Below are 12,554 nucleotides of genomic sequence, written 5' to 3'. Positions count from 1 at the left end.
ACGTTTCAGCTTTTTTGCTTGGCTTCAACGTCAATGGTGGCCTTGTCGGCGCTGGTGCTGGCCGTCACCTGACCGGCAGGGGCTTCCGGGGTGTCAGCGGCTTCCTTGCCGCCTTGCTCCTTCATGCCGTCCTTGAAGCCCTTCACGGCGCCGCCCAGGTCGTTGCCGATGTTCTTGAGCTTCTTGGTGCCAAACACCAAGACCACGATGAGCAGCACGATCAACCAGTGCCAGATGGAAAACGAGCCCATGGAAATTTCTCCTAACGAATGCGTTTCATTGTAGACGGCCGCCACCCCGGATGGCGGCAGAAAGCCTTAAGCCACGTTGGCGATTGCGACGGCCTCAACCAAGGCCAGCGCGCACAGCCCAGAGTCAGAGAGCAAGGGGCGTAGCGCATAAAACCGACGCAGCCCAGCCAGGGCTGCCGCGCAAGGGCCGCCCCGAAGCGCTGGCAGCGTCCCCCTGCCCGTGAGCGCAGCGAGCGAAGAGCGGGGGGAAGGCGCGCAGCGACTCAGGGGGGTGTTCACCCTTTCTTCCAGGGCCGGGGCCCCCCGATGACATGCACATGCAGGTGATGCACTTCCTGGCCGCCTTCGGCGCCGGTGTTGATCACCACGCGAAAGCCCCCATCCGGATAGGGATTGCAGCCCTGCTCCTGGGCCAGCCGGGGGGCCAAGGCCATGATCTTGCCCATCAGCGGCGCGTCTTCGGCCGTCAGATGGGCCATGGAGGCAATATGCCGCTTGGGCACGATCAGGAAATGCACCGGTGCCCAGGGCTGGATGTCGTGAAAGGCGAAGACATCCTCGTCCTCATACACCTTGCGCGAGGGAATCTGGCCGGCAATGATCTTGCAGAAGATGCAGTTGGCGTCGTGATCGGGGTGCGCGGAATATGCGGGCGCAGATGCGGGTTCGGTCATGGCAAAGCGGTTGGGAACATGCTGCGCGGCGGCGCCGCGCGAAGAGGGGAAAGAACTCAAAGATTGTCGACGATCTGCAGCGTCTGGCGCACGCCCACGTCACCGCGGTGGTCCGCAATCCAGCGCTCGCCTTCGGCCCGCCCCAGCGCAAACAGCTCGCGCAAAAAGGCGCCATCGGCCCGCGTCTTGCTGGAGGCGCCAAACTCCGCCAGCGCCCCACCGCCGTCAATGCGGTGCAGCAGCACACTCTTGTAGCGGTTGGCGTCCAGCCGACCTTCGGCCAGCAGGCGGCGCACAAAGTCGATGGCGCGCAGCTCTGACAGCAAGCCGGCGTTGAAGGTAACTTCGTTCATGCGCTCCATGATGTCGGCGGCCGTGTTGGGCAGCTCGTGGTATTCGATGGGGTTGATCTGCACCAGCAGCATGTCGCTGCACTGGGTGTCGTAGATCAGCGGGTACAGCGCCGGATTGCCCGAGTAGCCGCCGTCCCAGTAATGCTCGCCGTCAATTTCCACGGCCCTGAACAGCTGGGGCAGACAGGCCGAGGCCATCACCGCATCGGCGCTGATCTCTGCCCCCTTGAAGATCTTGCCCCGCCCGGTGCGCACATTGGTGGCGCAGACAAAGGCCCGGGGCACACCCTCCATGCCCACGGCGCGTTGCACGGCATCGAAGTCCACCACCTGCTGCAGCTGGTTGCGCAGCGGGTTGAAGTCCAGCGGATTGGTCTGGTAGGGCGAAAGCCACTGGGTCATCATGTTCATCAGCGCGCTTTGCGCTGCGGGCACGCCCCACATCAGGCTGCCCATGGTGCCCACACCATTCCACAGCGCCTGCAGCGCGGCGCGGGCGCGGATGCAGCCTTCGACATGGCGATGCTCGCCCGGCTTGGAAAACTCCAGCGCTGCACTGGAAAAACCGTGGACCACGGCAGCGGCATTCATGGCGCCGGCACTGGTGCCGCTGATACCGGGAAAGCAAAAGCCCTGGTCTTCCAGCAAGGCGTCCAGCACACCCCAGGTAAAAGCGCCGTGCGAGCCCCCACCTTGCAGAGCCAGGTTCAGGCAGATAGGAGCAGCAGAGGCACGAACAGTCATGGGCAGCAGCGTGATGGTGACGCAGATAGTGAAGCAAACCGGCCGGGCAACGCCCAGCCACAGAAATTCCAACTCACAGCGGCAACGGCTCGCTGCGGCTCATGGCCAGCATGCCACGCACGATGCGGTAGAGGAACCACAGCGAGATCAAGCCCCAGGCAATCCAGCCCGGAATGATGAACACCAGCCACAGCGGTGCCGTGATGATGTAGAGCACGCCACACCAGAGCACGCTGCGTATGCGCCAGGAAAAATGCGAGGCATGCCAGCTGCCTTCGGCCGCCGAGCGCTTGACCAGGTCGATGACCAGAGCCAGCAGCAGCAGGGCCACGCTGGCCTGCGTGCCCGGCAGCACGGCGGTGACGGCCACGATCAGGTGAAGGATGTAGCTGACCCAGCCCCAGGCGCGCAGGCCATCCAGGGTGGCTTGGTCTACGGCGCGGACGTCGACGATGTCATTGCGGTCCATATTGCACTCCTTCGTATAAGACTTCATGGGGCCTTATGGGCCACGGCTTCCTGTGCGGCCCGCTCCTGGGCCTTGCGCAGCGCTTTTTCTTCCAGGCCGCTGGTGCCCTCGCGGCGCTCCAGCTCGGCCACGACCTCGGCGGGGGAAAGGCCATAGTGCGACAGCGCAATCATGGTGTGAAACCACAAGTCTGCCACCTCATAGAGGATTTTGCCTTTGTCACCACCGTGGTCGGCATCCTTGGCGGCCATCACCACTTCGGTGGCTTCTTCGCCGATTTTTTTCAGAAATGTGTCCGGCCCCTTGTGCAGCAGGCGGGCCACATAGCTTTGCTCCGGATCGCCGCCGTTGGCGACCTTGCGGCTTTCGATCACGGCAGCCAGACGCGCCAGCGCGCCTTCTACCGATACGGTGTGGGTGGTATCAGACATTGCAATCTTCATTTATAGATGGAATCGGGGTCTTTCAAGACCGGGTCATGCGCGACCCAGGCCCCGTCCTGGTAGATGCTGAAAAAACAGCTGTGGCGACCCGTGTGGCAGGCAATGCCGGGCTCATGCCCCAGCTGGGTGACCTGCAGCAGCACCACGTCGTTGTCGCAGTCGATGCGCATCTCGTGCACCTGCTGCACATGGCCCGATTCCTCGCCCTTGGCCCACAGCTTGCCCCGCGAGCGGCTGAAGTAGACCGCGCGGCCCAGCTCTGCCGTTTTCTGCAGCGCTTCGCGGTTCATCCAGGCGAACATCAGCACGTCGCCCGTGTCTTTTTCCTGGGCGATGACGGGCACCAGGCCCTTGTCGTCCCACTTCACTTGATCGAGCCACTGCATGGCAATCCTTTGAATTGATAGCTGCCTGTGCTGGTGTGCAAACGGTTTCAGATGAAAATCACCTGCAAACCCTTGCATCCTCAGCACAGCATGCTTCTGTTTTTTGACGGTACGCTGCATGGCTGCTGGCGTGCAGCCCGTGCAGTGCGGCGCAGCAAAGCCTTACAAGCGCACGGGGATGCCGCGCTCGCGCATGCGTTCCTTGGCCTGCTGCACCGTGTATTCGCCGTAGTGGAAGATGCTGGCCGCCAGCACCGCATCGGCGCCGCCTTGCTGCACGCCATCGGCCAGGTGGTCCAGATTGCCCACACCGCCGGAGGCAATCACCGGCACGCCCACGGCATCGGCCACGGCGCGCGTCAGCTGCAGATCAAAACCGCTCTTGGTGCCGTCGCGGTCCATGCTGGTTAGCAGGATTTCACCCGCGCCGCGCTCGGCCATTTCCACGGCCCAGCGCACCACATCCAGGCCGGTGTTCTTGCGCCCGCCATGGCTGTACACATCCCAGCCCTCACCCACGGGCTGGCCGTTGGCGCCCACGCGGGCGGCGTCTTCGGCCGTGCGACGCTTGGCGTCAATGGCCACCACAATGCATTGCGCGCCGTATTTGTCGCTGCAGGCATTGATGGTCGCGGGATTGGCAATGGCGGCTGAGTTGAAGCTGGTCTTGTCCGCGCCGGCATTGAGCAATCGGCGCACATCGTCCGGTGTGCGCACGCCACCACCCACGGTGAGGGGGATGAAGACCTGGGCGGCCACGGCCTCGATGATGGGCAGGATCAGATCGCGCCCGTCGCTGGTGGCGGTGATGTCCAGAAAGGTCAGCTCATCCGCCCCCTGGGCGTTGTAGCGCGCCGCGATTTCCACCGGGTCGCCGGCATCCCGCAGCTCGACAAAGTTAACGCCTTTGACGACACGACCACCGGTCACGTCCAGGCAGGGAATGATGCGTTTGGCAAGCATAGGAACAACAGGCGCGTAGCGTAGAGACCAACAAAGGCCAAAAGATAACACGCACAGCGCTCCCACCCCGGCTCGGCCGCAAGCGGCGATGACCGCCATGCCCAGCTGAGCCGGGCCACCTCCTGTTCAATCCAGAGCGCTGCGCACCATCCGAATGGAATGAAACCGGCGCACCTCCGCCAGAGACTGCGAGCGAGGACAGCCTCTTCCTGAATATGCACTTAGAACGTGTTCAAAGTCTTCTCGCGGCGCGCCAGCGTAGAGACATTGAACATGTTCTCAGTACCCACCGGCATAACGGGCACAGCTGCAGCCCCCAAAGCCAGACCCGCGCTGCACAAAACCGCCCCTATGCGAAGACACCGCGCAAGGGCCGCCCCACAACGCCGGTGTCGTCCCCCTCCGGCGCATCGCGCCAGAGAGGGGAAGGCGCGTAGCACCTCAGGGGGTGTTTAGCTCACGCGCCATCCCGTTTTGCCAGCGCCAGGCATCCGCACACATGCGGTCCACATCCAGCTCGGCCTTCCAGCCCAGCAGTTGCTCGGCCAATGTCGGATCCGCCCAGCACTGGGCCACATCACCCGGGCGGCGGGCCACGATCTCGTAGGGCACGGGCTGGCCGCTGGCTTTTTCAAAGCTGCGCACCATGTCCAGCACCGATACCGGCCGGCCCGTACCCAGGTTCACGGTCAGCACGCCGCTGTGCTGGCGCAGATAGCGCAGGGCCGCCACATGGCCTGCGGCCAGGTCGGTGACATGGATGTAGTCGCGCTGCCCCGTACCGTCGGGCGTGGGGTAGTCGCCGCCAAACACGTTCAACTGGGCGCGCTGGCCCGAGGCCACCTGGGCCACATAGGGCATGAGGTTGTTGGGCACATCCTGCGGGTCTTCACCAATCAGGCCGCTTTCATGGGCGCCCACCGGGTTGAAGTAGCGCAGCCGCGCCATGCGCCACTGGCCGGGATCGGCCCTGTCCACGTCGGCCAGCACCTGCTCCATCATCAGCTTGGTCTGCCCGTAAGGGTTGGTGGCGGACAGGGGAAAGTCTTCCCGTATCGGCAACGAGGCAGGGTCCCCATACACAGTGGCCGAAGAAGAGAACACAATGGTCTTGACGCCCGCTTCCCGCATGGCCTGCAGCAACGTGACACTGCCTGCAATATTGTTGTCGTAGTAGCGCAGCGGCTCGCGCACCGACTCACCCACGGCCTTGAGGCCTGCAAAGTGGATCACTTCGGTGATGGGATGCTCGGCAAACAATTTGCGCAGCAGCGCTGCATCACGGATATCGCCTTCCACGCACAGCGGTGTCTGGCCGGTGATGCGCGCCAGCCGCTCCAGCACAGAGCGGCGGCTGTTGTCGAAGCTGTCGAGGATCAGAAACGGCTCGTTGCAGGCCGCCAGTGCCACACAGGTGTGTGAGCCAATAAATCCGGCACCGCCGGTGACAAGAATCAAGTTGAACTCCTTGAGAAACCATACCTACTACACAGGTATGTGTTGTTTTCGAGATATTGACCGAATGTCGCTACAACAGGTAAACCTGCAGCCAAATTGCTAGTACATACCCGACTCATGAACAAAATTTAACAATCATCACGATTGAATTGATAGTTCAATACTATTTACATTCAAAACGACGGGAGGGCTTTGTGCTTCATCTGATTCGTGCCTATGGACGCTTGCTGGTCTGTGCCTTGGCATTTGCATACCAGGCGGCGGCACTTGCGGCCCCTCCGGCGGTGGCACTGTACTACGGTGCTGCTGCACCACTGGACGAGCTCAAAGCCTTTGACATTGTGGTGGTGGACGCCGACCACGGCTTGCGCCCTGCCGCCTTTCAGGCGCCTGGCAGCAGCTTGTATGCCTATGCCGCGCTGACCGAGGTGCATCCCAGCCGCGCCTACTTCCAGCGCATTCCCGCCGCATGGCGCCTGGGCCGCAACAGCGACTGGGATTCGGTGCTGGTGGACCAGAGCCAGCCCGATTGGCCCGCATTCTTTGCCGAGCAGGTGATTGCGCCGCTGTGGGAGCAGGGCTTTCGCGGTTTTTTCATCGACACCCTGGATTCCTACCGCCTGGCCAGCCAGTTCAATGAGCAGGCCCAGCAAGACGGGGTGGTGGCCGTCATCGAACAGCTGCACCGCCGTTTTCCGGGCATACAGCTGATCCTCAACCGTGGCTTCGAGGTGCTGCCCCGCATCAAGGACAAGGTGCAGATGGTGGCGGCCGAATCGCTCTACCAGGGCTGGAATGCACGCAGCAAACAGTACGCGCCCGTCAGTGCCCCAGACCGCGACTGGCTGCTGCAGCAGGCGCACACCGTGCGCAGCATGGGCATTCCCATGCTCATCATCGACTATGTGCCGCCCCAGGACCGCGCCAAGACCCGCGAGACGGCGCAACGCATCAAGGAGCAAGGCTTCATCCCCTGGGTGACGGACCACCAGCTGCACACCGTGGGCATAGGCAGCGTGGAGCTGGTGCCACGGCGCATTGCCGTGCTCTACAACGGGGATGAATCCCCGGCGCTGAACTACTCGGCAGCCCACCGTTTTCTGCAAATGCCGCTGAACTATCTGGGCTATATCGCCGACTACTACGACGTGCGCAAGCCACTGCCTGAAGGCATTTATGGCGACCGCTATGCCGCCGTGGCGTCCTGGTTCGACGGCGCCATTCCCGGCCCGGCCCAGCCGGCCATGCAGCGCTGGATCTACCAGACTATGCAAGCCAGGCTGCCCTGGGCGGTGCTGGGCGATCTGGGCTTTGACATGACGCCGGCCTGGGCCAAGCAGCTGGGGCTGCAGCGCAAAGCGCCCTCCAGTGGCCTGGTCAAGGTCACCCAGCAAGATGCCATGGTGGGCTTTGAAACCCGCAGCTTTCCGGCCGACCGATCGCCCTATCAGGAAATGCTTCCACCCGCGCAGCCCGGCAGCAAGCCTTTGGTGACGGTGCAGGACAGCAAGGGCCAGAGCTACACGGCTGGCGCCATCACGCCTTGGGGTGGCTTTCTCTACAACCCCTATGTGGTGCAGGGCGTGCCCGGCACCGAAGACTCACGCTGGGTGGTGGACCCGTTTGCCTTTGTGCAACAGGCCCTGCGCCTGCAGGTGCTGCCGGTGCCGGATGTGACCACCGAAAATGGCCGCAGGCTGCTGTTTGCCCACATCGATGGCGACGGTTTTCCCTCCAAGGCCGAGATGCCCGGAAACCGTTTTGCCGCCGACTGGCTGCTGACGGACATCTTGCAAAAATACCGCATCCCGCATGCGGTGTCCGTGATCGAGTCCGAAGTCTCGCCCCAAGGCCTGTACCCGCAGTTCAGCGCACAACTGGAGGGCATTGCCAAGCGCATGTTTGCGCTGCCGCATGTGGAGGTGGCCAGCCACACCTATTCCCACCCCTATCTGTGGGATACCTCGGTGCGCCACGGCCTGTTTGCCGAGAACAAGGAAGCGGCTATCAACCTCAGCATTCCCGGCTACACCATGGACCTGCACCGGGAAATCGTGGGCTCGGTGAACTACATCCGCGATCGCCTGGCCCAGGGCAAACCTGTGCGCATTCTGCTGTGGTCGGGCGACACCGCCCCCGGCGAAGAGGCTTTGAAGATCACCACCCAGAACGGGCTGCTCAACATGAATGGGGGTGACACCTACATCACGCGCAGCAACCCTTCGCTGACCGCTGTTCAGGGCCATGGCATCACCAAGCAGGGCTATCTGCAGGTCTACGCCCCCGTCACCAACGAGAACATCTACACCGAGCTCTGGCACGGCCCCTTCTATGGCTATGAGCGCGTCATCGAAACCTTCGAGATGACCGAAACGCCCCGAAGGCTCAAGGCGGTCGACATCTACTACCACACCTACTCTGCCAGCAAGCTCGCCAGCATCAACGCCTTGCACAAGGCCTATGGCTGGGCCGCACGACAGCCGCTGCACCCCGTGTTCCCCTCGGAGTACATCCGCAAGGTGCAGGACTTCTACGGCGCGGCCCTGGCGCGCGAGGGCGATGGCTGGCGCATACGCACCCAGGGCGAGCTGCGCACCGTGCGCATTCCCAAGGCCTGGGGGCCAATCGACATGCAGACCAGCACCGGCGTTGCCGGCAGCAACGACTTTCAGCAAGACCGCTTTGTGAATCTGGTGAATGGCGCAGCCTTTTTGCGCACCAGCCAGGCGGCCAAACCCGCACCCATCGCCCTGCAAGAGGCCAATGCCCGACTACAGTCCTGGCAGCCGCAGGCCCAGGGCGTCGCCTTTCGCCTGGAAGGCCATGCACCGCTGGAATTCAGCCTCGCCGTGAGCGGCTCCTGCCAATTGCGCAGCGAGGGCCGGGTACTGGTGCCGCAATCGCACACCACGAACGCCGGGACCACCATTCAACGCTTCCGACTGCCCGCAACGGCAGCCTCTTTCCATGCACAGTGCGCCTCCTGAGCGGCCACAGGTCGCACCTCTGTGGCTGATCCTGCTGCTGGCAGGCCTGATCGGCTGCGCGCTGTGGGTGCTGTTTCCACGCAAGAACCTGGAGCAGCGCCTGCAGAGCTCGCAAGCCAATATCGACCTGAGCGAGTCCTATCTGCGCAATCTGCTGCGCAGCGACCCGGACAACGTCGAGCTGCAGGACCTGCTGCAACGCGTCGAAAAAGCCAAGGCCTTGCGCCTGGCCGCCGACGCCACCCCCGCGAGCAAGGCCGACCAGGCCGCATGGGCAGACTGGGAAACCAGCTATGCCCAGTTTCAAAAATCCAGCAGCCAAAACAGCCCGGAAAGCGCATCTGCACGACAGAACGCGCTCCAGAAACAGAAGCTCATCAAGCTGCAGCATCTGGACGAATCCCAGCTGCTCTACCTCGGCCAGGCCGCCTTGGCCCTGGGCGACGAGGCCCTGGCACAGCGCAGCTTTGACACGCTGCTGCAACGCCCCGAATCCCAGGACGAGCGCAGCCATATTCTGGAAATCGCAGCCCAGGCTGCGCTGGGCAACGGAAGGTATGACGCGGCCTCGCACTGGTACCAGCAGGCCGGCGCGGCCAGCGCATCCCTGGAGCAGCGAAAAAAATACCTGCTCAGCGCCGTCGCCGTGCTGCAGGCCGGCAACCAGCAGGCCGCAGCACTGGCGCTGGCCGAGCAACTGCTCGGCCCCTATACCGATGACCCCACCGTGCTCTACCAGCTGATTGCCATTGCCCGCGCAGCAGGCCAGCCCGCCGTGGCGCAACGCTATGCCAAACAACTGCTGCAACTGTCCTGGCAACAGCCTTCTGCCGACGAGGCCCGCCCCATGGCCGCGGCCGGGGTCGATGTGTTCGGCCTCCGGCGCCAGGCTTTTTTCTGGGACGACCAGATGCCTGCACGCGCCCCAGACATGCGCAACACCGCGGCCTCCACCTCGTCCTCCAGCGGCCCGCAGCTGCCGTTTGACGACAAGGTCTACACGCTGGGCTACACCGTGTTCCTGGAAAACCGCAACCTCGAAGACGCCTGGCGCGTGGCCAAGGCGGCCGTGCAACACGCTCCTGACGACCTGGTATGGCGACAGCGCCTGGCCGAGGTCTCCGAATGGACACAGCGCCCCTCTGAAGCGCTGGCGCAGTGGCACACCATTGCCCAGCGCAGCAACGATGCAGCAGCCTGGCAGCAGGTACTGCGCCTGGCGCCCGGGCTGCTGGAAGATGGCCCCCTGGCCGATGCCCTGCACTACCAGCTGCGCCACCACCCTCAAGACCCCCAACTGCTCCAGGCGCTGATTGCCACCTACGAGCGCCTGGGACAGCCCCAGAAGGGCATTGCCGTGCTCCAATCGCTGCAGCCTCAGCATGCGGAACTCGGCGAAGCCTTGGCCGGCCTGTACGAACGTGTCGGCGATGACGAGGCTGCCCTGCAGCAATGGGAGCAGTTGCTGCAGCAAACCCCGCACACCACGCCGGAGCGGGCCATGAAGGCCGCGGTCCTGGCCCTGCGCATGGGACGCGGCGACCTGGGCCTTGCATGGCTGCGCGCCAGCGCGTCAGCCCTGCCCAGCGATCCACAGGCTGCGGCCGAGTTCCTGCGCCTCCAGGCCGAAGTGGCAGACCACCAAAATGACCTCCCCACGGCAGAAGCGGCCTATGCGGCACTGCTGAACACCGACGCGGCCACCCCGGAGGATTACGACGCCTTTTTGCAACTGCTGCACCAGCAGGACCAGACACGCGAAGCCGCCGCCGTGGCCCGCATGGGCTGGGACAAGCTGCACAAGCCACGGCATTTCGAGCAGGCCCTGCTGCTCTACGCCCAGCACCAGGACTGGAACAGCGTCACCCCCATGGTCCAGGGCCTGCGTACCGGAACACCTGACGACGCCCTGGCTGCGCTGCGCGCCCAGCCCCTCTTCTACACCCTGCTGGGCAACTACTACCAGGGCATGCACCAGCCCACCAAGGCCCGTGCCGCCTACACCGCTGGTTTGCAAGTCTTCCCCGGCAGCCAGGACATGCGCCAGGCCCTGCTGTGGCTGGCCATAGACACGGGCGATGCCACCGCGCTGCACCAGCTGCTCCAGGCCTACGAAGCCGAGTGGAGGCAGGACAGCAGCATGCATGAAGCCCTGGCTGCAGCCTATCTGAACCTGTCCCAGCCCCAGATCGCCCTGGACCAGTACCTCCAGCCCCACCTGGCCGAGTACCGCCAGGACTTTCTGTGGATGATGGGCTACGCCGATGCCCTGGAGCAAAACCAGCAGGCCGACCTGGCATGGCGGCTGCGCAAGCAACTGCTACAGGAGCAGGGCGTGCAACCCCTGTCCGGCAATGCTGCAGCACGCCGCACCCAGCTGGCGCAATGGCTGCACAGCGATGCCGGTGCATCCACCCGCCGCATCGCCCGTACCCGGCTGCTGATGAACCAGCAAGCGGGCGATGCCGGCATGGCCGTCCTGCGCGAGCTGCTGCGCATGGACCAGATGGGCAGCAGCCCCCCTGCGCTCTCCGATGCTGCCACCGATGTGCTGCTCGGCTGGTACCTGGAAGCCGGCGAATACCAGGCCGTGCGCGCGCGGCTGTGGCAGCAGTACGCAGGCAGCCGCTCCAAACAACAGCCGTTATGGGCCGAAATCACCCTGGCCCTGGCCGATGAAGACCGTGCCGCCGCCGGCCGCTTGCTGGAAACCGCAGGGGAGGCTTTGCCACGCTACGACCGCATCACGGCCGCCATGCAGGCGGGTGACACGCGCATGGCCCAGTCTGCCGCCTTTGAAGCGCAAACTGCCCAGGGCTTTGACGATCCCCTGCACCAGCAGCTCACGGACAGCCTGCTGGCCTTCAGCGACAGCCTGGGCGTGCAACATGCCTCCCGCCGGCTCAACGAACTGGCCGAACGCTCCACCACAGCGACCTGGCACCTGGCCATGACGCCGCGTTGGTCACTGGATGTCAATGCCCTGCGCATAGAGCGCAGCACCCGCGACAGCAGCTTGCTGCAGCAGCCCAGCAATGAGCGCGGCATCGACTTTCGCCTGCACTGGAAAAACGAAGACCACACGGCCACATTGCGCGCAGGCCAACGCGAAAGCCTGGACCGCTATCACCCGCTGGAACTGCAGTGGGAGCAGCGTCTGGGCAGCCGCCTGCGCCTGCGTGCCCAACTGGGCCACCAACTGCCCACCGAAGAAACCACGCCGCTGCGCATGGCGGGCATGAAAGACCAGCTGAGCCTGGGCCTGAGCTATGCCCCCACGCGCCAGGACAGCATCAGCCTGGACCATGTGCGCAATCGCTACCAGCTGCAAACCGGCGGCCGCGTGGGCGATGGCCACAACACCACGCTGCAATACCTGCACAACCTGCGCAGCGACAGCCCCAGCCTGCAAGCCGGCATGTTCTGGTCCAGCTACAGCTACCAGGAAGGCCAGGTAGGCCTGCTGCAAGGGCGCGACCTGAACCTGCTGCGCTACCTGCCCAATCCACCGGCCAGCATTCCTGCGGGCTTTCTGCTGCCCCGCAGCTTCCAGTACTACGGCATCACCCTGTCCACCAACCAGCGTTACGCCGACGACTACACCCGTGCCATCCGGCCCTTTGCCAGCCTGTCCCTCACCCGCCACAGCCGCGACGGCGCAGGCTACGGCCTGACCCTGGGTGTGGCGGGCAGCTTGTGGGGACAAGACCACCTGGTGCTGGGCGCCAATTTCGCCAAATCCAGCCCCCAAGTGGCTGGCACCACGCGTGAGCTGCAGATCAGCTACCGCCGCCATTTCTGACTTTTCACCATCTCACCGAGGGAG

Annotated in this window: 10 protein-coding genes; 2 read left to right on the top strand and 8 right to left on the bottom strand. The window is 64.0% G+C overall.

What is annotated here, in order from left to right; all coding sequences use genetic code 11:
• Positions 1-5: 5 nt before the first annotated feature.
• The 8 genes from tatA to galE form a co-directional block, all read right to left on the bottom strand.
• Positions 6-251 (bottom strand): Sec-independent protein translocase subunit TatA, encoded by a 246-nt coding sequence (gene tatA, locus ACA027_RS04070; protein WP_370681128.1) that lies wholly within the window; start codon positions 249-251, stop codon positions 6-8.
• A 275-nt stretch (positions 252-526) separates the two neighbouring features.
• Entirely contained in the window at positions 527-925 is a 399-nt protein-coding gene (locus ACA027_RS04065) for a histidine triad nucleotide-binding protein (protein WP_370682506.1), read from the bottom strand.
• 56 nt (positions 926-981) lie between these two features.
• Entirely contained in the window at positions 982-2,022 is a 1,041-nt protein-coding gene (locus tag ACA027_RS04060) for a patatin-like phospholipase family protein (RefSeq protein ID WP_370681127.1), read from the bottom strand.
• A 73-nt stretch (positions 2,023-2,095) separates the two neighbouring features.
• Positions 2,096-2,491, bottom strand: a complete 396-nt coding sequence (locus ACA027_RS04055; RefSeq protein WP_370682505.1) for a DUF4870 family protein — start codon at positions 2,489-2,491, stop codon at positions 2,096-2,098.
• Positions 2,492-2,514: 23 nt separating this feature from the next.
• Positions 2,515-2,922: a phosphoribosyl-ATP diphosphatase gene (locus tag ACA027_RS04050; protein WP_370681126.1), complete on the bottom strand. Its 408-nt coding sequence runs from the start codon at positions 2,920-2,922 to the stop codon at positions 2,515-2,517.
• A gap of 8 nt (positions 2,923-2,930) precedes the next feature.
• Positions 2,931-3,320, bottom strand: a complete 390-nt coding sequence (gene hisI, locus ACA027_RS04045) for a phosphoribosyl-AMP cyclohydrolase (protein WP_370681125.1) — start codon at positions 3,318-3,320, stop codon at positions 2,931-2,933.
• A gap of 162 nt (positions 3,321-3,482) precedes the next feature.
• A complete protein-coding gene (hisF, locus tag ACA027_RS04040; RefSeq protein ID WP_370681124.1) occupies positions 3,483-4,283 on the bottom strand; it encodes an imidazole glycerol phosphate synthase subunit HisF in 801 nt (266 codons plus the stop codon).
• A 441-nt stretch (positions 4,284-4,724) separates the two neighbouring features.
• Entirely contained in the window at positions 4,725-5,741 is a 1,017-nt protein-coding gene (gene galE / locus ACA027_RS04035; protein ID WP_370681123.1) for a UDP-glucose 4-epimerase GalE, read from the bottom strand.
• Between the two features lie 194 nt (positions 5,742-5,935).
• On the opposite strand from galE, the gene ACA027_RS04030 reads away from it, so the two are divergent.
• A complete protein-coding gene (locus ACA027_RS04030; RefSeq protein ID WP_370681122.1) occupies positions 5,936-8,728 on the top strand; it encodes a bifunctional glycoside hydrolase 114/ polysaccharide deacetylase family protein in 2,793 nt (930 codons plus the stop codon).
• Positions 8,709-12,530 carry a tetratricopeptide repeat protein gene (locus ACA027_RS04025; protein WP_370681121.1) on the top strand — a complete coding sequence of 1,274 codons (3,822 nt, stop codon included), beginning with the start codon at positions 8,709-8,711 and terminating at the stop codon, positions 12,528-12,530. Before ACA027_RS04030 ends, ACA027_RS04025 begins: the two co-directional genes overlap by 20 nt.
• The last annotated feature ends 24 nt before the right edge of the window (positions 12,531-12,554 follow it).

Origin of the sequence: Comamonas sp. GB3 AK4-5, assembly GCF_041320665.1 — a bacterium.
GTDB lineage: Bacteria > Pseudomonadota > Gammaproteobacteria > Burkholderiales > Burkholderiaceae_C > Comamonas.
The sequence above is the reverse complement of the archived record's forward strand: the minus strand, read 5'-3'. Positions and strand labels throughout refer to the sequence as shown.